The 18,149-nt window shown below is 69.6% G+C and carries 20 protein-coding genes and 1 other RNA gene; 12 read left to right on the top strand and 9 right to left on the bottom strand.

The window, feature by feature from the left end; translation table 11 throughout:
* Window positions 1-6: 6 nt before the first annotated feature.
* Window positions 7-1,545, top strand: coding sequence for a CYTH and CHAD domain-containing protein (locus A5708_RS21805; RefSeq protein WP_065030631.1), 1,539 nt, complete (start codon window positions 7-9; stop codon window positions 1,543-1,545).
* A gap of 4 nt (window positions 1,546-1,549) precedes the next feature.
* On the opposite strand, the gene rnpB is transcribed toward A5708_RS21805, so the two are convergent.
* Window positions 1,550-1,950, bottom strand: an RNA gene (gene rnpB, locus A5708_RS21800) — RNase P RNA component class A.
* A gap of 77 nt (window positions 1,951-2,027) precedes the next feature.
* On the opposite strand from rnpB, the gene A5708_RS21795 reads away from it, so the two are divergent.
* Window positions 2,028-2,738: a 2OG-Fe(II) oxygenase gene (locus tag A5708_RS21795; protein WP_065030630.1), complete on the top strand. Its 711-nt coding sequence runs from the start codon at window positions 2,028-2,030 to the stop codon at window positions 2,736-2,738.
* A 6-nt stretch (window positions 2,739-2,744) separates the two neighbouring features.
* Here the strand turns inward: A5708_RS21795 and A5708_RS21790 are convergent, their stop codons facing one another.
* A complete protein-coding gene (locus tag A5708_RS21790; RefSeq protein ID WP_065030613.1) occupies window positions 2,745-3,377 on the bottom strand; it encodes a class I SAM-dependent methyltransferase in 633 nt (210 codons plus the stop codon).
* A gap of 46 nt (window positions 3,378-3,423) precedes the next feature.
* Here A5708_RS21790 and A5708_RS21785 point away from each other — a divergent pair, with 46 nt between their 5' ends.
* The 4 genes from A5708_RS21785 to A5708_RS21770 all read left to right on the top strand — a co-directional run bounded on the left by A5708_RS21785 (window position 3,424) and on the right by A5708_RS21770 (window position 7,494).
* A complete protein-coding gene (locus tag A5708_RS21785) occupies window positions 3,424-3,999 on the top strand; it encodes a helix-turn-helix domain-containing protein (protein WP_065030612.1) in 576 nt (191 codons plus the stop codon).
* A gap of 49 nt (window positions 4,000-4,048) precedes the next feature.
* Window positions 4,049-5,227, top strand: coding sequence for a cytochrome P450 (locus A5708_RS21780; protein WP_065030611.1), 1,179 nt, complete (start codon window positions 4,049-4,051; stop codon window positions 5,225-5,227).
* 49 nt (window positions 5,228-5,276) lie between these two features.
* A complete protein-coding gene (locus A5708_RS21775) occupies window positions 5,277-5,471 on the top strand; it encodes a ferredoxin (RefSeq protein ID WP_065030610.1) in 195 nt (64 codons plus the stop codon).
* A 70-nt stretch (window positions 5,472-5,541) separates the two neighbouring features.
* On the top strand, window positions 5,542-7,494 hold the full coding sequence (locus A5708_RS21770) for an aconitate hydratase (RefSeq protein ID WP_065030609.1): 1,953 nt from the start codon (window positions 5,542-5,544) through the stop codon (window positions 7,492-7,494).
* A 2-nt stretch (window positions 7,495-7,496) separates the two neighbouring features.
* Here A5708_RS21770 and A5708_RS21765 read toward each other — a convergent pair whose 3' ends face one another.
* From A5708_RS21765 to cobC, 4 genes are read right to left on the bottom strand one after another with little or no spacing between them, the layout of a single operon-like run.
* The gene (locus A5708_RS21765; protein WP_065030608.1) at window positions 7,497-8,612 is read right to left on the bottom strand and encodes a bifunctional RNase H/acid phosphatase; all 1,116 of its coding nucleotides are present in this window, start codon (window positions 8,610-8,612) and stop codon (window positions 7,497-7,499) included.
* On the bottom strand, window positions 8,609-9,346 hold the full coding sequence (locus tag A5708_RS21760) for a zinc ribbon domain-containing protein (protein ID WP_065030607.1): 738 nt from the start codon (window positions 9,344-9,346) through the stop codon (window positions 8,609-8,611). Before A5708_RS21760 ends, A5708_RS21765 begins: the two co-directional genes overlap by 4 nt.
* Window positions 9,343-10,491, bottom strand: a complete 1,149-nt coding sequence (locus A5708_RS21755; protein ID WP_065030606.1) for a Nif3-like dinuclear metal center hexameric protein — start codon at window positions 10,489-10,491, stop codon at window positions 9,343-9,345. Before A5708_RS21755 ends, A5708_RS21760 begins: the two co-directional genes overlap by 4 nt.
* Window positions 10,488-11,540 carry an Rv2231c family pyridoxal phosphate-dependent protein CobC gene (cobC, locus tag A5708_RS21750; protein ID WP_065030605.1) on the bottom strand — a complete coding sequence of 351 codons (1,053 nt, stop codon included), beginning with the start codon at window positions 11,538-11,540 and terminating at the stop codon, window positions 10,488-10,490. Before cobC ends, A5708_RS21755 begins: the two co-directional genes overlap by 4 nt.
* 81 nt (window positions 11,541-11,621) lie before the next feature.
* Here cobC and A5708_RS21745 point away from each other — a divergent pair, with 81 nt between their 5' ends.
* Genes A5708_RS21745 through A5708_RS21735 form a run of 3 tightly spaced genes read left to right on the top strand, consistent with a single transcriptional unit; the run spans window position 11,622 to window position 13,664 of the window.
* The gene (locus tag A5708_RS21745) at window positions 11,622-12,323 is read left to right on the top strand and encodes an HAD-IA family hydrolase (protein ID WP_196772712.1); all 702 of its coding nucleotides are present in this window, start codon (window positions 11,622-11,624) and stop codon (window positions 12,321-12,323) included.
* A 4-nt stretch (window positions 12,324-12,327) separates the two neighbouring features.
* Window positions 12,328-12,822 (top strand): low molecular weight protein-tyrosine-phosphatase, encoded by a 495-nt coding sequence (locus tag A5708_RS21740; protein ID WP_065030604.1) that lies wholly within the window; start codon window positions 12,328-12,330, stop codon window positions 12,820-12,822.
* On the top strand, window positions 12,822-13,664 hold the full coding sequence (locus A5708_RS21735; protein ID WP_065030603.1) for an SURF1 family protein: 843 nt from the start codon (window positions 12,822-12,824) through the stop codon (window positions 13,662-13,664). Before A5708_RS21740 ends, A5708_RS21735 begins: the two co-directional genes overlap by 1 nt.
* On the opposite strand, the gene A5708_RS21730 is transcribed toward A5708_RS21735, so the two are convergent.
* Both A5708_RS21730 and A5708_RS27005 read right to left on the bottom strand, forming a co-directional pair.
* Window positions 13,646-14,602, bottom strand: coding sequence for a cobalamin biosynthesis protein (locus A5708_RS21730; protein WP_065030602.1), 957 nt, complete (start codon window positions 14,600-14,602; stop codon window positions 13,646-13,648). The genes A5708_RS21735 and A5708_RS21730 overlap by 19 nt on opposite strands.
* A gap of 34 nt (window positions 14,603-14,636) precedes the next feature.
* Window positions 14,637-14,774, bottom strand: coding sequence for a hypothetical protein (locus tag A5708_RS27005; RefSeq protein ID WP_155766126.1), 138 nt, complete (start codon window positions 14,772-14,774; stop codon window positions 14,637-14,639).
* A 62-nt stretch (window positions 14,775-14,836) separates the two neighbouring features.
* Here A5708_RS27005 and A5708_RS21725 point away from each other — a divergent pair, with 62 nt between their 5' ends.
* The 3 genes from A5708_RS21725 to A5708_RS21715 are packed head-to-tail and all read left to right on the top strand — an operon-like array spanning window position 14,837 to window position 16,839.
* Window positions 14,837-15,652: an oxygenase MpaB family protein gene (locus A5708_RS21725; RefSeq protein ID WP_065030601.1), complete on the top strand. Its 816-nt coding sequence runs from the start codon at window positions 14,837-14,839 to the stop codon at window positions 15,650-15,652.
* Window positions 15,653-16,432: an SDR family NAD(P)-dependent oxidoreductase gene (locus A5708_RS21720; RefSeq protein ID WP_065030600.1), complete on the top strand. Its 780-nt coding sequence runs from the start codon at window positions 15,653-15,655 to the stop codon at window positions 16,430-16,432.
* Window positions 16,433-16,443: 11 nt separating this feature from the next.
* Complete coding sequence (locus tag A5708_RS21715) at window positions 16,444-16,839, top strand: VOC family protein (protein ID WP_065030599.1); 396 nt, start codon at window positions 16,444-16,446, stop codon at window positions 16,837-16,839.
* Between the two features lie 4 nt (window positions 16,840-16,843).
* On the opposite strand, the gene A5708_RS21710 is transcribed toward A5708_RS21715, so the two are convergent.
* Window positions 16,844-17,962: an epoxide hydrolase family protein gene (locus A5708_RS21710; RefSeq protein ID WP_081293045.1), complete on the bottom strand. Its 1,119-nt coding sequence runs from the start codon at window positions 17,960-17,962 to the stop codon at window positions 16,844-16,846.
* Between the last annotated feature and the right edge of the window lie 187 nt (window positions 17,963-18,149).

Raw genomic sequence — 18,149 nt, 5'->3', positions numbered from 1 at the left:
CCGAAGATGCCTGCAAAAGCGCCGCAACCCTCGCGTCACCTCGAGGTCGAGCGCAAGTTCGACGTGGTCGAATCCACCGTGTCGCCCTCGTTCGAGGGGATCGCCGCGGTCGCCCACGTCGACAAGTCACCCGCGCAAACCCTGGATGCGACGTACTTCGACACCCCCATACACGATTTGGCGCGCAACAAGATCACCCTGCGCCGCCGCACCGGTGGTTCCGACGCGGGCTGGCACCTGAAGCTGCCGTCCGGCCCCGACGCCCGCACCGAGGTCCGCCTGCCGCTGGACGCATCGGACGGAAACGACTCCGTGCCCAACGAGTTGACGGACGTGGTGCTGGCGATCGTCCGCGACCGCCCGCTGCAGCCCGTCGCGCGCATCACCACCCGGCGCGAGACCCAGGTGCTGTACGACGCCGCGGGCACCGCGCTGGCCGAGTTCAGCAACGACCATGTCACCGCGTGGTCGACGCGGGGATCCGAGGACACCGACGCGCCGACCGAACAAGAGTGGCGCGAGTGGGAATTGGAGCTCCTCGAAGCGAGTGGGCTCTCTAACGGGACGGCCGGCGTCGAGCTGCTGAACCGGTTGAGCAACCGGCTGCTGGACGCCGGTGCCGCCCCGGCTGGTCACGGCTCCAAGCTGGCGCGGGTGCTCGGCACGCCACCCAACGGCGCCACGCCGTCCGAAAACCCGCTGCAGCGCGCGATCGCCGAGCAGGTCCGCGAGCTGGTGGTGTGGGATCGCGCGGTACGCGCCGACGCCTACGACTCCATCCACCAGATGCGGGTGACCACCCGCAAGCTGCGCAGCCTGCTGCGGGACTACCAGGAGTCGTTCGGGCTGCCCGAGGAGGGCTGGGTGCTGGACGAGTTGCGTGAGCTCGCCGCGATCCTGGGCGTGGCGCGCGACGCCGAAGTGCTCGCCGAGCGATACGAGCGCGACTTGGACGGGCTCGCACCGGAATTGGTACGCGGACCGGTGCGCGAACGCCTGGTCGGGGGCGCCCAGCGGCGCTACCAGACCGGGCTGCGCCGGTCGTTGATCGCCATGCGCTCGCAGCGGTACTTCCGCCTGCTGGACTCCCTCGACCTGATAGCCGCCGAAACCCCGGGCGCCGCCACGGCCGAGGAGCACCCGCCGGTGACCATCGAGGCCGCCTACAAGAAGGTCCGCAAGGCCCAGAAGGCCGCCGCCCAGGTCGACCGCGAGCACCCGGACGACCCGCACCAACGCGACGAGGCGATCCATCGGATCCGCAAGCGCGCCAAGCGACTTCGCTACACCGCGTCCGCCACCGGCGCGGCGAAGGTGTCCGAACAGGCCAAGGCGGTCCAGTCCCTGCTCGGTGACCATCAAGACAGCGTCGTCAGCCGCGAGCATCTGCGTCAGGAGGCCGAGATCGCGCACGCGGCCGGCGAGGACACCTTCACCTATGGGCTGTTGTATCAGCGGGAGGCCGACCTGGCCGACCGCTGCCGCGACGACCTCGACGACACCCTGCGCGAACTCGCCAAGGCGGTCCGCAAAGCGGGACATTAGAAGGCGGACGAGTTGGCCTGTAAGCCGGATTCTGTTCCCCGCCGCCGCGCATAAGCAACGGCGGCGCGGCGGCGACCATCCATCTGGACACACCGTCACCGGGTGCCTCGAGCGGCCTACCCGCAGGCTCGGGCGAGCAGCCCTCGAACGCCTGCGCGGCCGCACCAGAGGTGCGGCCTTCTTGGCCTTGCTTCGGGTGGGGTTTGCCTAGCCACCCCGGTCACCCGGGATGCTGGTGCGCTCTTACCGCACCGTTTCACCCTTACCACCGCGAGGGTGGCGGTCTGTTTTCTGTGGCACTTTCCCGCGAGTCACCTCGGATTGCCGTTAGCAATCACCCTGCTCTGTGAAGTCCGGACTTTCCTCGAACCGCTTGTGACGGTCCGCGGCCGCCCGGCCAACTCGTCCGCGACGAACCACGGTACTACCTGCGGCATGCCGGTGCCAGCAACTATCGCTCGCGCGGCTCTATCGTGGACCGGATGGACCGATGGAAAAAGCGTGTCGACACCGGCGATTGGGACGCCATCGCCACCGCGGTCGACGAGTACGGCGGCGCGCTGCTGCCGCGGCTGGTCACGTCGGGTGAAGCGGCCCGGCTGCGCAGGCTCTACGCGGACGACGACCTGTTTCGGTCGACCATCGACATGGCGCCCAAACGCTATGGCGCGGGGCAATACCGCTATTTCCACGCGCCCTACCCCGAACCGATCGAAGAGCTCAAGCAGGCCCTGTATCCCCGGCTGCTGCCGATAGCGCGCGATTGGTGGGGCAAGCTCGGCCGGGACGCACCCTGGCCGGACCGCCTCGACGATTGGCTGGCGGCCTGTCACGCCGCCGGTCAGTCCAGGTCGACCGCCCTGATGCTGAAATACGGTGTGGGCGACTGGAATGCGTTGCACCGGGATCTGTACGGTGACTTGGTTTTCCCGCTCCAGGTCGTCATCAACCTGAGCAACCCCGAGACCGACTACACCGGCGGCGAATTCCTGCTCGTCGAACAGCGGCCGCGGGCCCAATCCCGCGGCATGGCAACGCAACTGCCGCAGGGACAGGGGTATGTCTTCACCACCAGGGAGCGTCCGGTGCCCTCGGCCCGGGGCTGGTCCGCGGCGCCGGTGCGCCACGGCGTCTCGGTCGTTCGCTCCGGCGAGCGCTACGCGATGGGGTTGATCTTTCACGACGCGGCCTAGCCGGGACTATCCCTCTCGCCGCAACACCATGATGTTGTCGGCCATCGTCCCGACTTCCCCGTTCGGGCCGACCATTTCGCGGTCGGCGGCCTCGGTCCGCAGCCGCACCCACCGCGGCGCGCCCAGGCGCAGCGACCCGAGGACCTCCTCGATACCGGCGAAGTGGTGATCGTGATGCTCCGCCCACGGCGGGGGCGCCCCGTGGTCGACGATCAACAGCACCCCACCACGATCCACCCGCTCGGCCGCCCGCTGCAGCACCCCGTCGCGTTCCAGTCGCGCCGGGGAGTGCAGATACTGCGCGGAGACCAGGTCGAAGACCCCTTCGGGGAAGCTCTCGTTGAGGTCATGTCGCTGAAAGTCGATGTGTGCGAGCAAGTTCCGCGACGATGCGGCCTCGGTGGCGCGCTGCAGCGCGGTAGCCGAGATATCGACGGCCGCCACCTGCCAGCCGCGCTCGGCCAGCCACACCGCGTCGGCCCCCTCACCGCAGCCGAGGTCGAGCGCCCGGCCCGCCGGCAGGCCGGCGGCCACCTCGGCCAGGCGGGGATTGACCCGTCCGCTCCACGCTCGCTCCACCGAGCTGTAGCGCTCCTCCCAGAACCGCTGGGGATCATCAGGTTTGCACGAATTGTCCACACCGCGAGCTTGCCTACCCGGTAAGGTTTTGCCAAGCTGAATTGCCATGCAGGCAAAAACCACCCCCGACATCGACCTCCTGGTGCGCCGGCGGCTGCGCGAGTTGCGGGTGCAGCGAGGCCTGACGCTGCAGGAGGTCGGCGAGTGCGCCGGCATCGACGTCTCGACGCTCAGCCGCCTCGAGTCCGGGAAACGCCGTCTGGCACTGGATCATCTGCCGAGGCTGGCCCGGGCCCTGTCGGTGAGCACCGACGAGCTGCTGCAGACGCCGCCCACCCCGGACCCGCGGGTGCGCGGCGCCGCGCACACCCACCACGGCGTCACCTATTGGCCGCTGACCCGCCAGGGCCCCGCCGGCGGCCTGCACGCGTTCAAGGTCCGGGTCAGCGCGCGTCGCCGTACCCCGCCCGACGAGCTGCCGGTACACGAGGGTCAGGACTGGATGTATGTGCTCTCCGGCCGGATGCGGCTCATCCTGGGCGAGCGCGACTTCACCATCGACCCCGGCCAAGCCGTCGAGTTCTCGACCTGGACACCGCACTGGTTCGGCGTGGTGGACGGGCCGGTGGAGGCCATCATGATCTTCGGAGCGCACGGCGAGCGGCTCCACCTGCACAGTTGATCCGCGTCAGACCATTGCCCAGCGGGCACGCCGGTGCCAGGCTGACCGCATGACCGAAGCCGAAAGTTTCGTCGACCAGACGGTCACGGGGCTCGCGGAGCCGCAACCGATGTACAAGGCGCTGCGCGAAACCACTCCCGTGTTCCGGTCGCCGCAGGCGGTCGTTCTCAGCCGCCTGGCCGACATCGAAATGGCGCTCAAACACACCGAGCTGTTCTCGTCGAACATGGATGCGGTCGACCTGGGTAACGTGCGGCCGCTGATCCCGCTGCAGATCGATCCGCCCGAGCACGCGAAGTACCGGCGGATCCTCGATCCGCTGTTCACTCCGCGGGAGATGGCCCGGCGCGAACCACGCGTCACCGAGCTGGTCAACGAGATGATCGACCGCTTCGCCGGCCGCGGCGAGTGCGACTTCCACACCGAGTTCGCGGTGCCGCTGCCCTGCACCGTCTTCCTGCAGCTGCTCGGCCTGCCGCTGGGCGACCTCGACCAATTCCTGGTGTGGAAAGACGGCGTCATCCGTCCCGAGGGCGACTCGGGCCACGACCGCCGCCACGAGAGCTCCGCGGGAATGGCTCAACAGATCTACGAGTACTTCGACCGCGCGATCGACGACCACATCGCCAGCCCGCGCGACGACGTGCTGTCCGCGATGATCGCGGCCAACTTCAAAGACGAGGCCGGCCAGCCACTGTCGCGCGAGGAGCTGCTCGACATCTGCTTCCTGTTCCTCATCGCCGGATTGGACACGGTCACCGACTCGCTCGACTGCTTCTTCGTGTATCTGGCGCGCCACGCCGATCACCGTCATCAACTCGTCGAGCAGCCCGACGTCCTGCCCGGCGCGGTCGAGGAGTTGTTGCGTTGGGAGACACCGGTGCCCGGCGTCGCCCGGGTGGCCATCCAGGACGTCGAGGTCGGCGGGTGTCCGATCAGCAAGGGCGAGCGGGTCAGCCCCTTACTGGGGGCGGCCAACACCGACCCGGCCGAATTCCCCGACCCGGAGCTGGTGGACTTCACCCGCAACCCCAACCGGCACCGGGCTTTCGGCGGCGGGCCGCACCGCTGCCTCGGCTCGCACCTGGCCCGTATGGAGCTTCGGGTGGCGTTGCGTGAATTCCACTGTCGCATCCCGGATTACCAGATCAAGCCCGGCACCGAGCTGACATACACCGCGGCACTGCGCTCGGTGGAGTCGCTGCCGCTGGTCTTCCCGGTGTCATGACTCGCGCCGGCGACGATGCAGAGCGAAGCGATGAGGAGGAGGGGCGCAAATGACTCGCGTCGCCGTCGACCCCGACCGGTGCACCGGGCACGGACGCTGCTACACCCTGGCGCCCGACGTCTTCGACGCCGACGAGGCCGGACACTGCCTGGTTCTGCTCGACGAGGTGTCCGGCGAACTGGAAGCGCAGGCCACCACGGCCGAACGGAACTGTCCGGAAAGCGCTATCACGCTGTCGCGCTGAACACCGGGACGGCGGCAAACGCCGGCCATCGAAGCGCGCTAGAACACGCCGTACCGGGGTAACCCGAGGTATGGCCATGAACGTCGCTCACAAGCTGATCAGCTCGCATCTGGAGTCCGGGGAGATGTCCCCGGGAGAAGAGATCGCGATCCGCATCGATCAGACGCTGACCCAGGACGCGACAGGCACGCTGGTAATGCAGGAACTCGAGGCGCTCGGGCTCGATCGCGCCCGCACCGAGGTGAGCGTGCAGTACGTCGACCACAACCTGTTGCAGGGCGACGAGAAGAACGCCGAGGATCACGAGTACCTGCGCACCGCGGCGCAACGCTTCGGGCTGTGGTTCTCCAAGCCGGGCAACGGTGTCTCGCACCCAACTCACATGCAGCGCTTCGGCATCCCCGGCAAGACGATGGTGGGCTCCGACTCCCACACTCCGGCGGCGGGATCGCTGGGCATGCTCGCGATCGGCGTCGGCGGCCTCGAGGTGGCGCTCGCGATAACGGGGCGGCCACTGCACATCCGCATGCCCGAGGTATGGGGCGTGCGGCTCGACGGAGAGCTGCCCCCGTGGTGTTCGGCCAAAGACGTGATCCTGGAGATGTTGCGGCGCCACGACGTCAAGGGCGGGGTGAACCGGATCATCGAGTACCACGGTCCAGGCGTGAGGACGCTGACGGCCATGGACCGTCACGTCATCGCCAACATGGGAGCCGAACTCGGCGCCACGACGACGGTGTTTCCCAGCGACGAAGCCGTGCGCGAATTCCTGCGCGCCGAAGAGCGCGAGGACGACTGGACCGAGTTGCTGGCCGACGAAGACGCCGCGTATGACGTCGAGGACACCATCGACCTGTCGCAGATCGAGCCGCTGATCGCCAAACCGTCGTCGCCGGGCAACGTGGTGCCGGTTCGCGAGGTCGCCGGCGAGGAGATCGCCCAGGCCGTGATCGGGTCCAGCGCCAACCCCGGACTGCGCGATTTCGCGATCGCGGCCGCGATGGTGGCGGGACGCCAGACCGCCCCGCAGGTCAGCTTCGACATCAACCCGACGTCACGCGAGATCCTGGCCGACCTGACCAAGATGGGCGCGACGCTGGATCTGGTGGTGGCCGGCGCGCGTATCCACCAGGCGGGGTGCATGGGATGCATCGGCATGGGCCAGGCTCCCGCGGTCGGTCGCAACTCGCTGCGCACGATGCCGCGCAACTTCCCCGGCCGGTCCGGCACCAAGGAGGATGCGGTCTGGCTGTGCTCGCCCGAGACCGCTGCCGCATCGGCGCTGACGGGAGTGATCACCGATCCGCGGGACTGGGCCAAACAGGAGCGGATGGACTACCCGAAACTCGATCTGCCCGAATGCAACTCCGTCAACACGGCGATGCTGGTCCCTCCCCTGGACGCGGAGGAGGCACAAGGCGTCGAACCCGTGAAGGGGCCCAACATCTCCAGCCTGCCCGAGTTGTCACCGCTGCCAGACGAACTCGAGGCGCCGGTGCTGCTCAAGCTCGGCGACAACATCTCCACCGACGAAATCTCACCGGCCGGCGTCCAGGCTCTTCCGCTTCGGTCCAACATCCCCAAGCTCGCCATGTTCAGCTTCACCCGGGTCGACGACTCCTACCCCGAGCGGGCTCAAAAGGCCGGCGACGGAGGGCACATCATTGTCGCCGGAGACAACTACGGCCAAGGATCCTCGCGTGAGCACGCCGCGATCGCGCCGCGCTACCTCGGATTGCGCGTTGTCATCGCGAAGTCCTTCGCACGTATTCACTGGCAAAACCTGGCCAACTACGGGATTTTGGCGCTCGAGTTCGAGAATCCCGACGACTACGACTCGATCGACCAGGACGATACCCTCCGCATCGAGCATCTGAACGCGATCGATGAAGAGGATGTCCTACAGGTCGACAACGTCGGCAAAAAGTCGTCATTCGCGGTGCGGCATCGACTGTCACCACGACAAGTCAAGGATGTGTTGGCCGGCGGCTTGATCCCACGACTCAACCAAGAGCAGGAGTGACGCTACAGGTACGCCGTCTGGTTGACCAGACGCACCGAAGACGCTCCGTCGGAATAGAACTCGGCGATGCTCAGCGACGCCAGGTCGAGGTGCAGGCGGTACAGGATGCCGGGCCCGGCGTCCAGCGCTTCGCGGAGCAGCATCTTGATGGGCGTCACGTGCGACACCAGCAGCACCGTGGTGCCCTGGTGCGCGGCGACGATCCGGTCGCGAACACTCGACACCCGATCGGCCACCGCGTCGAAGCTCTCCCCGCCCGGCGGGGCGGCGCTGGTGTCGCGCAGCCAGCGGCCGTGCAGCTCGGGGTCACGCTCGGCGGCCTCGGCGAACGTCAGCCCCTCCCACGCCCCGAAATCGGTCTCGATCAGGTCGTCGTCGACGGTGACGTCCAGGCCGAGCGCCTTGGCGGCGGCCGCGGCGGTGTCGTAAGCCCGTTGCAGCGGGGAGGCGAAGACCGCCGAAATCCCGCCGCGCTGAGCCAGATAGCGGGCCGCCGCGTCGGCCTGCCGCCGCCCCACCTCGGTAAGCGCCGGGTTGCCACGGCCCGAATAGCGGCGGTGCACCGACAACTCGGTCTGGCCGTGGCGCAGCAGCAGCAGCCGGGTCGGGGTGCCGCGTGCGCCGGTCCAGCCGGGCGCCGACGGGGTGGCTTCGGTCTTTTCCGCCGGGGCGGATTGTTGGGCCGGTTCCGGCTTTTCGATCACGCCGTTGACCTCGGCCGCGGCGTCCATCGCCTCGTTGGCCAACCGATCGGCGTGGGTGTTGCGCTCCCGCGGAATCCACGAGTAGGTGATCCGCTCAAACCGTCGTGCCCGGTTTCGGGCTTCGGCGTGCAGTTCGATCAGGTCGGGGTGCTTGACCTTCCACCGCCCGGACATCTGCTCCACCAGCAGCTTGGAATCCAGGTACACGGCCGCCTCGGTGGCGCCCAGGTTCAGGGCGTCGTCCAAACCGGCTATCAGGCCCCGATATTCGGCCACGTTGTTGGTTGCCCGGCCGATGGCCTGCTTGGCCTCCGCCAGCACGGTCGCGCGGTCCTCGGTCCACACCACCGCGCCGTATCCGGCCGGGCCGGGGTTGCCGCGCGATCCGCCGTCGGCCTCGATGACGACCTTCACTGATCGAACCCCTTGACCCGCAACAGGATCGCGCCACATTCCGGGCAGCGCACCACATCGTCTTCTGCGGCCGCCGAGATGCGGGACAGCTCACCGCGGTCGATCTCAAGCCGGCAAGCCCCACACCGGCGCCCCAGCAGCTGCCCGGCGCCGGCGCCTCCCCCGGCCCGCTGCCGTTCGTAGAGGGCGGACAGCGCCGGGTCGAGTGCGGCGCTCAGCGAGTCACGCCGCGACGACTGCAGGTCGCGGGCCTCGCTGATCTCGGCGACCGCGGCGTCGAGCGCCTCACGCGCGGCTGCCATCTCGGCCTCCAGCGACGTGAGTGTCTGCTGCTCGCCGTCCAGCTGCGATTGCAGCTCCTCGCGACGCTCCATCACCTCGAGCAGCGAGTCCTCCAGACTGGTCTGACGACGCTGCAGGGTCTCCAGCTCGTGCTGGAGGTCCGACAGCTGCTTGGCGTCGGTCGCCCCCGACTGCAGCAGCGAGCGGTCGCGGTCCTCGCGCTGGCGCACCGAGTCGATCTCGGCCTCCAGCCGTGCCACCTGGGCGTCGATGTCCTCCAGCGCGATGCGCACCGTGGCCAGCCGGTCACCTGCGGCCTCGAATTCCACCTGCAGCCGCTCGCAGGCCTCCTGCTCGGGCAGGTGCGTGGCCCGGTGCGTGATGCGGGACAGCTCGGCGTCCAATTTCGACAATTCGAGCAGCGAACGCTGCTGTGCCACTTCGGCTTTCATGACCTGTCACCCCCGGACTCGTTGCCATTGCGCTCGACATTCCACGGGTCGGTGCGTATCGAGCTCACCCGCACCTGGAGCTCCGTACCGAAACGCGACCGCAGCACGCCGGCGGCCTGCTCACACCAAGGGAATTCACTCGCCCAATGTGCCACATCGATCAGAGCCACATCGGAGGCCCGGCGATGTTCGTCCGCCGGGTGGTGGCGCAGGTCGGCGGTCACGAAGGCCTGCACGCCCGCGCCGGCCGCGGCGGAAAGCAGCGAATCCCCGGCGCCGCCGCACACGGCGACCCGCGACACCGGCATGTCGGGGTCGCCCGCCGCCCGCACTCCCCAGGACGTGCGCGGCAACGCCGCGTCGACACGGGAGACGAAGTCGCGCAACGATTCCGGGCGTTTCAGCGTCGCGACGCGGCCCAATCCGGCGTCGCCGGGCGGGGGCACCATCGCGAAGATGTCGAACGCGGGCTCCTCGTAGGGGTGGGCGGCTCGCATCGCCGTCAGCACCGCGGCCCGGGAACGCGCGGGCGCGACGACCTCGAACCGGTCTTCGGCCACCCGCTCGACATTGCCGACGCTGCCCACGGCGGGCGAGGCGCCTTCGTGCGGCAGGAACTGCCCGATGCCGCTGACGGTCCAGCTGCAGTGCGAGTAGTCCCCGATATGGCCGGCCCCGGCCGCAAACACCGCCGCCTGCACCGCTTCGGCGTTCTGGGCGGGCACGTAGATGACCCATTTGTCGATGTCGGGTGCGTCCGATGCCGGCTCGAGCACGGCCTCGATGCTGAGGCCCAGCGCTTCGGCCAGCGCGTCGGAGACGCCCGGGCGGGCCGAGTCGGCATTGGTGTGTGCGGTGAACAGCGAGCGCCCGCTCTGGATCAACCGGTGCACCAGTGCGCCCTTCGGGGTGCTGGCCGCCACGGTGTCCACCCCGCGCAACAGCAGGGGGTGATGGGCCAGCAGCAGGCTCGCCCGGGGAACCTCGTCGACGACCGCCGGCGTCGCGTCGACGGCAACGGTCACCGACTCGAGCTCGTCGTCGGGGTCACCGCACACCAGGCCCACCGAATCCCAGGATTCGGCGAGCCGCGGCGGGTAGGCCTCGTCGAGCACCGCGATGACGTCGGCCAGCTTCACGCTCACCGCGGCCCTCCGATGCTCTGCGGCGTGACCGCCTCCGAAATCGCCTGCACCAACTGCGGCCACTCGCGGCGCACCGCGGCCCGCAGATACCGCTCGTCCAAGCCGACGAACGTATCACAGCGGCGAATGGCAATTCCCCTGTCATGCAGGGTCTTTCGTATGTGGACCGCGTCGGGCGTGCGGAACAGCACGAACGGAGCCCGGCCGTCGACCACCTCGGCGCCCACCGACGCCAGCCCGGTCACCATCTCGGCGCGCAGCCCGGCCAATCGCGCCGCCCCGGCCGCCGCGTCGGCGACGGCCCGGCGGCCGCAGCAATCCGCGATGGCCGTCAGTTGCAGCGTCCCCACCGGCCAGTGCGCCCGCTGCGCGGTCAGCCGCGCCAGCACCTCCTGGGAAGCCAGCGCGTAGCCCACCCGCAACCCGGCCAGCGCCCACGTCTTGGTCAGGCTGCGCAGCACCAGCACGTCGGGCAGCGCGTCACCGGCCAGCGACTGCGACTCACCGGGGATCGAGTCGGCGAACGCCTCGTCGACCACCAGGATCCGTCCGGGCCGGCGCAACGCCAGCAGTTGTTCGCGGGTGTGCAGCACCGAGGTGGGGTTGGTGGGGTTACCCACCACGACAAGGTCGGCGTCGTCGGGGACGGCCGCACCGGCCAGGCCGAACGGCGGCTCCAGCACGACGTGGTGCACCGGCACCCCGGCCGCGGTCAGCGCCACGGCCGGCTCGGTGAACGCCGGCGCGATGATCGCCGCCCGCCGCGGACGCAGGTTGGCCAGCAGGGCGAACGCCTCGGCCACACCGGCCAGCGGCAGCACCTCGTCGCGGGTCCGGCCGTGCCGCTCGGCGGCCGCGTCCTGCGCCCGGTGGACGTCGTCGAGGCTCGGGTAGCGCGCCAGGTCGGGCAGCCGCTCGGCCAGCCGTCGCAGCAGCCACTCCGGCGGTTGGCCGTGCCGGACGTTGACGGCGAAGTCCAGCATCCCGGGCGCGACGGCCTGATCACCGTGGTAGCGCGCCGCAGGCGGGCTCAGGTTCAGACTCGCCATCCGTGAAACACTAGTGGGCCGTGCGGCCCGGGCGGAGCAACACCGTCACACCCGGCTACACCCATCAAGGACAATGGTGAGGTGACAGGCACAACGTCAGCCGATCGCCGGGCCCCCGGCGACGCCACCGCCCCGGGTGGGGCGCAGCTGGTGATCTTCGATCTGGACGGCACGCTGACCGACTCCGCGGAGGGGATCGTCGCCAGCTTCCTGCACGCGCTCGAGCACATCGGCGCCCCGGTGCCGCCCGGCGACCTCGTCGCGCAGATCGTGGGCCCGCCGATGGACGACACCTTCCGGGCCATGGAGCTCGGCGACGACGCCGAGGAGGCGATCGCGGCCTTTCGCGTCGAGTACGGGGCCCGGGGCTGGGCGATGAACGCGCTCTTCGACGGGATCGAGGCGCTGCTGGTGGACCTGCGCGCCGCCGGTGTCCGGCTGGCGGTGGCCACCTCCAAGCTGGAGCCGACGGCGCGGCGCATCCTCGCCCACTTCGGGCTCGACCAGCACTTCGAGGTCATCGCCGGCGCGAGCCCGGACGGTTCGCGCAAGGCCAAGGTCGAAGTGCTGGCCCACGCCCTGTCGCAGCTGGAACCGCTGCCCGAGCGGGTGCTGATGGTCGGTGACCGCAGCCACGACGTGCACGGCGCGGCCGCCCACGGCATCGACACCGTGGTGGTCGGCTGGGGTTACGGCAAGGCCGACTTTCCCGACCGCGCGGCCGCGTCCGGCGTGATGCACGCCGCGACCATCGACGAATTACGGAGGGCGCTGGGTGTCTGAGGCCATGACGAGCGAGCCGCTGCACGTCACGTTCGTGTGCACCGGCAACATCTGCCGTTCGGTGATGGCCGAGAAGATGTTCGCCGACCAGCTACGCCGGCGCGGCCTGGCCGACGCGGTGCGGGTGAGCAGTGCCGGCACCGGCAACTGGCATGTCGGTGAGTGCGCCGACGAGCGCGCCGCCGGCGTGCTGCGCGCCCACGGCTACGCATGCGAGCACCGCGCCACCCAGGTCGACACCGAACACCTGGGCGCCGACCTGGTGGTGGCCCTGGACCGAAACCACGCCCGGATGCTGCGCCACCTGGGCGCCGACGAGGACCGCGTCCGGATGCTGCGGTCCTTCGATCCGCGCACCGGCGCGCACACCCCCGACGTCGACGACCCCTACTACGGCGACATTGGCGACTTCGAGCGCGTGTACACGGTCATCGAGGCCGCGCTGCCGGGCCTGCACGACTGGGTCGACGAGCGGCTCGAGCAGAACGGATCCACGTGATGCGCCGCCTGCCCTTTCCGCTGCGCCCGGGCTGGATCGTGCTGGCCCTGGTGGTCGTCGCCTTTGCCTACCTGTGCTTCACGGTGCTCGCACCCTGGCAGCTGGGCAAGCACAGCAGGACCTCGCAGGAGAACCGCCAGATCGAATCCTCACTTAACACCGCGCCCGTCCCGCTGAAAACACTGCTGCCGCAGCAGAATTCAGCGGCTCCCGGTGCGCAGTGGCGCCAGGTCACCGCCACCGGGCACTACCTGCCAGACGTGCAGGTGCTGGCCCGGTTGCGGGTGATCGATTCGAAACCGGCGTTCGAGGTGCTGGCGCCGTTCGTCGTCGACGGCGGCCCGACCGTCCTGGTCGACCGCGGCTACGTGCGGCCCCTCGAGGGGTCCCATGTCCCGCCCATCCCCCGCCCCCCGACGCAGCCGGTGACCATCACGGCGCGGCTGCGCAACTCCGAGACCGCCGCCCTGAACAAGGATCCCTTCGTGGGAGACGGTGTGCAGCAGGTGTATTCGATCGACACCGAACAGGTGGCGGTGCTGACCAAGGTCCCGCTGGCCGGGTCCTACCTGCAACTGATCGACGGTCAGCCCGGCGGCCTCGGCGTGATCGGCGTACCGCAGCTGGACGCCGGCCCGTTCCTGTCCTACGGCATCCAGTGGATCGCGTTCGGGATCCTCGCCCCGATCGGATTGGGCTACTTCGCCTACTCGGAGATCCGCGCCCGCCGCCAGGAGAAGCAACACCGGCCGTCGCCCGAGGTGGTGCCCACGCCCGAAGCGCCCGACGTACCGCAGTCCGTGGAGGCCAAACTCGCCGACCGCTACGGCCGGCGGCGGTAACCCGACAGGTACACCACGAGTCCCGCCGACACCGCGGCGCCGGCCTGCACCAGCGACGACAGGGCCACCGCGCGCCGCAGGTCGGTCACCGCCGGCGGCCGGCCGTCGCCGAGGGTGGGCCGCATCTGCAGCTCGTGGCGGTACTGCGTGGGACCGCCCAGGCGCACGTCGAGCGCCCCGGCGAAGGCCGCCTCGACGACGCCGGCGTTGGGGCTGGGATGGCGCGCGGCATCGCGGCGCCAGGCCCGCGCCGCACCCGACGGTGACCCGCCGACCAGCGGCGCCAGCAGCACCGCCAGCGACGCGGTCACCCGTGCGGCGACATAGTTGGCGATGTCATCGAATCTCGCTGCGGCCCAACCGAATCGGAGATAGCGCGGCGAGCGGTAACCCACCATCGAGTCCAGGGTGTTGATGCCGCGATACGCCAGCACGGCGGGCACGCCGCCGGCCGCCGCCCACAGCAGCGGCGCCACCTGGGCGTCGGAGGTGTTCTCGGCGATCGACTCCAGTGCCGCGCGGGCCAGGCCGGCTTCGTCCAGCGACGCCGGATCACGCCCACACAGCGACGGCAGCAGCCCGCGTGCGGCGTCGAGGTCGCCGCGTTCCAGCAGCTCCGACATGTCCAGGCCGGTGCGCGCCAACGACGTTCCGCCCAGCGCGACCCAGGTGGCCGCGCCGGCCGCCGCGATCGACCACACCCGGCCGTGCCGCGCCGCGGCCCGTTCCACTGCCAGGCCCAGCAGGCCCAGCGCCCCGATCAGCACTCCGACATGGACCACGCCGGCGAACCGGCTGTCGCGGTGGGTCACATTCTCCATCGCCGCCGCGGCCCGGCCGAACAGCGCGACCGGATGGCCGCGGCGCGGGTCGCCCAGCGCGCGGTCGGCCAGATAGCCGATCGCCACGCCCGCGATCCGGGTCCGCCGCGCAACCACTTCGGCAGCGTCTCACACCCTCGCGCCCCGCCGACTAGGCGACCACCAGGATCACGACGGCGATGACCAGCACGATCAGGACGGCCAGCGTCCACCACAGCCTGAATTGCCAGGTTCGGTGCTCATCCGCCCAGGCGTGCCCGTTCTCGGGCGGATATAACGCGGAGATCATTGATCGCGCCGATCCGGCGATGGTCTACTCGAAGGCATGAGCCCCAGCAGGCGTGGTCCGCGGTGAAGCGGCCCGCGACCCGCATCGCCGACCTGCTGAACCCGGCGGCGGCGTTGCTGCCCGCCGCGAACGTCATCATGCAGTTGTCGTTGCCCGGCGTCGGCTATGGCGTGCTGGAAAGCCCGGTGGACAGCGGCAACGTCTACAAGCATCCGTTCAAGCGGGCCCGCACCACCGGCACCTATCTGGCGGCGGCGACCATCGGGACCGACTACGACCGGGCGTTGATCTGCGCGGCCGTCGACGTCGCGCACCGGCAGGTCCGGTCGACATCGTCGAGCCCGGTGTCCTACAACGCCTTTGACCCCAAGTTGCAGCTGTGGGTGGCCGCGTGCCTGTACCGGTACTTCGTCGACCAGCACGAGTTCCTGCACGGCCCGCTGGATGACCCGGCGGCCGAGGCGATCTACCGAGACGCCCGCAAGCTGGGCACGACGCTGCAAGTGCCCGAGTGGATGTGGCCGCCGGACCGGGCCGCGTTCGACGAGTACTGGAAACGGTCCCTCGACGAGCTGCGCATCGACCCCCCGGTGCGTGAGCACCTGCACGGCGTGGCCGCGTTGGCTTTCCTGCCGTGGCCATTGCGGGTGCTGGCGGGGCCGTTCAACCTGTTCGCGACGACGGGGTTTTTGGCTCCCGAGTTCCGGGAGTTGATGCGGCTGGACTGGTCGCCTGACCGGCAGCGCCGCTTCGAGTGGCTGCTGACGGCACTGCGGCTGGCCGACCGGCTGATCCCCCACTCGGCCTGGATCTTCGGTTACCGGCTCTATTTGTGGGACATGCGATCCCGCGCGCGCCAGGGCCGGCGGATCGTCTAGATGGCACAGGATCGTCTGGCGGGCAAGGTCGCCATCATCACCGGCGCGGGTTCCGGCATCGGGTGGGCCGCGGCCAGCCGGTTCGCCGAAGAGGGAGCCCGCGTCGTCTGCGCCGACGTCAGCGGGCGGGAGCGCGAGATCGCCGCCCGGCTCGGCGATGTCGCGCTGCCGGTGCACGTCGACGTCACCGACGCCGCCGACGTCCGACGCATGGTCGCCACCGCCGTCGACCGCTTCGGCCGGGTGGATGTGCTGCTGAACAACGCGGGATTCGGCGGGCCACACGCGGCGCTGGCCGACACCGACGAAGAAATGTTCGACAAGATCCTGGCCATCAATCTCAAAGGCGTGTTCCTCGGCATGAAATACGCGATCCCCGCGATGCTCGAGGCGGGCGGCGGCGCCATCGTCAACACCGCGTCGGCGTCCGGGCTGGTCGGCTGGAAAGGCCTGTCCTGCTACGCCGCAGCCAAGGCCGCGGTGGTGCAGATGACGAAATCCGCCGCGCTGGATTACGCCAAGTCGAACGTGCGCATCAACGCGATCTGCCCCGGCATGACCTATACCGGCCTGGCCGGTGCCGAACCCGACGACGACGTGCCGCCCGGCGGTTACCTGCCGACGCCGATGGCACGGTGGGGCGAACCCGCCGAATTGGCCGCCGCCGCATTGTTTCTCGCCAGCGACGAGGCATCCTTCGTCACCGGCGCCGCGCTGGCCGTGGACGGTGGGTACTCGGCCAGCGGCCCGATGGTCGGCAAACCGCGCAGAGCGGACTAGCGTGGCAAGGCATGACCTTTCCAGCGCTCAACCACGTTGCGGTCACGGTGCGCGACCTTGACGTCAGCGGGCCGTGGTATCGCAACCTGCTCGGAGCCGACCCGATCCTCGATGAGCACACCGACGCCGGCTTCCACCACCAGGTGTGGATGCTTGACGGCGGCACCGTATTCGGCATTCACCAGCACGATCACCAGGCCCCCGACGAACAGTTCAGCGAACATCGCGTCGGCCTCGACCACGTCGGCTTCGGCTGCGCCAGCCGCGGCGAGCTGGAGCAGTGGGTCGCCCGGCTGGGCGAACTGGGCATCGAGCACGGCGGCATCGTGGATGCGCCGTACGGCTCGGGGCTGAGTTTCCGCGACCCGGACGGCATCGCGTTGGAGTTCTTCGCCCCGCCCGGCTGATCGTTCAGCGCACGGTCGCGAAGAACGCGCGCACGTCCTCGACGAACAGCTCCGGTTGTTCGAACGCCGCGAAATGCCCGCCCCGCGGCATGTCCGTCCAGTGAGTGATGTTGTAGACCGGCTCGCACCAGCTGCGCGGTGCCTTGAGCAGCTCCCCGGGGAAAGCCGCGACGCCCGTGGGCAATTCGACGCGGTCCCCGCGGCCCCACACCGCAAAGCTCTCCCAGTACAGGCGCGCCGAGGACGCGGCGGTGTTGGTGACCCAGTACACCATCACGTTGTCGAGCAGCTCGTCGCGGTCGACCGCGTTCTCGGGATGCCCATCGCAATCGGCCCAGTCCCAGAACTTTTCGACGATCCAGGCCAGCTGTCCCGCGGGCGAATCGGCCAGGCCGTAGCCCAGTGTTTGCGGCCGGGTGGACTGTTGCTTGGAATAGCCGGTGCCCCACTTGCGGTGGTTGGCCAGCCCGGCCAGCGCTCGTTGCTCCTCCTCGGTCGGGTTCGTCAGCGAGTCCTTGGTGGGCCGGCCGACCGGCATGTTCAGGTGGATGCCCACGCAGTGGCCGGCATTGCGCCCGATCTGTGTCGTGACCGCGGCACCCCAGTCGCCGCCCTGGGCGCCGTAGCGGTCGTAGCCCAGGCGCAACATGAGCGTTTCCCACGCCTCGGCGATTTTTTCCACGCCCCAGCCGGCGTGGGTGGGCTTGCCCGAGAAGCCGTAGCCCGGCAGCGACGGACACACGATGTGGAAGGCGTCCTCGGCGCGGCCCGAGGTGGGATTCGTCAACGGCTCAATCACCTTGTGGAATTCCACGATTGAGCCCGGCCAGCCGTGCGTGATCACCAACGGTAAGGCGTCGGCGTGCGGGGATCGCTGGTGGATGAAATGGATGTCCAGCCCGTCGATTTCGGTGGTGAACTGATCGAAGCGGTTGAGCGCGGCCTCCCGCGAACGCCAGTCGTAGCCGCTGGCCCAGTAGTCGGCCAGTTCGCGGGTGTAGGCCAACGGCACGCCCTGGCTCCAGTCGTCCACGCATTCGGCCTCGGGCCAACGCGTGCGGGCCAGGCGCGATCGCAGATCGTCGAGGACATCGTCGGGAACGTCTATGCGGAACGGTTTCACGCGTTCATAGTGCTCCCGAGTGCGATCGTCGCCGCACATGCCCCCCGCTGTCGCATGCGCGAGCACGAACGGCCCCGCGGGCCGCCGAGCGAAGTCACTCTCTCAGGGTGCGAGCCGGACAAAGCCCGGTGCCATGGGTGGCGCCGCCACCACAGTCGCCGCCTGTTCCCAGGATTGCTCCGCAGCC

The organism is Mycobacterium colombiense, from assembly GCF_001672755.1.
Lineage (GTDB): Bacteria > Actinomycetota > Actinomycetes > Mycobacteriales > Mycobacteriaceae > Mycobacterium > Mycobacterium colombiense_C.
Note: the sequence above shows the minus strand (reverse complement) of the source record. Positions and strands in the feature narration are given on the sequence as shown.

Excerpts from the sequence above, each read along its gene's own strand:
- A5708_RS21805 (WP_065030631.1), top strand. The coding sequence starts at position 7 with ATGCCTGCAAAAGCGCCGCAACCCTCGCGTCACCTCGAGGTCGAGCGC.
- A5708_RS21795 (WP_065030630.1), top strand. The coding sequence starts at position 2,028 with ATGGACCGATGGAAAAAGCGTGTCGACACCGGCGATTGGGACGCCATC.
- A5708_RS21785 (WP_065030612.1), top strand. The coding sequence starts at position 3,424 with ATGCAGGCAAAAACCACCCCCGACATCGACCTCCTGGTGCGCCGGCGG.
- A5708_RS21780 (WP_065030611.1), top strand. The coding sequence starts at position 4,049 with ATGACCGAAGCCGAAAGTTTCGTCGACCAGACGGTCACGGGGCTCGCG.
- A5708_RS21775 (WP_065030610.1), top strand. The coding sequence starts at position 5,277 with ATGACTCGCGTCGCCGTCGACCCCGACCGGTGCACCGGGCACGGACGC.
- A5708_RS21770 (WP_065030609.1), top strand. The coding sequence starts at position 5,542 with ATGGCCATGAACGTCGCTCACAAGCTGATCAGCTCGCATCTGGAGTCC.
- A5708_RS21760 (WP_065030607.1), bottom strand. The coding sequence starts at position 9,346 with ATGAAAGCCGAAGTGGCACAGCAGCGTTCGCTGCTCGAATTGTCGAAA.
- cobC (WP_065030605.1), bottom strand. The coding sequence starts at position 11,540 with ATGGCGAGTCTGAACCTGAGCCCGCCTGCGGCGCGCTACCACGGTGAT.
- A5708_RS21740 (WP_065030604.1), top strand. The coding sequence starts at position 12,328 with ATGACGAGCGAGCCGCTGCACGTCACGTTCGTGTGCACCGGCAACATC.
- A5708_RS21735 (WP_065030603.1), top strand. The coding sequence starts at position 12,822 with ATGCGCCGCCTGCCCTTTCCGCTGCGCCCGGGCTGGATCGTGCTGGCC.
- A5708_RS27005 (WP_155766126.1), bottom strand. The coding sequence starts at position 14,774 with ATGATCTCCGCGTTATATCCGCCCGAGAACGGGCACGCCTGGGCGGAT.
- A5708_RS21720 (WP_065030600.1), top strand. The coding sequence starts at position 15,653 with ATGGCACAGGATCGTCTGGCGGGCAAGGTCGCCATCATCACCGGCGCG.
- A5708_RS21715 (WP_065030599.1), top strand. The coding sequence starts at position 16,444 with ATGACCTTTCCAGCGCTCAACCACGTTGCGGTCACGGTGCGCGACCTT.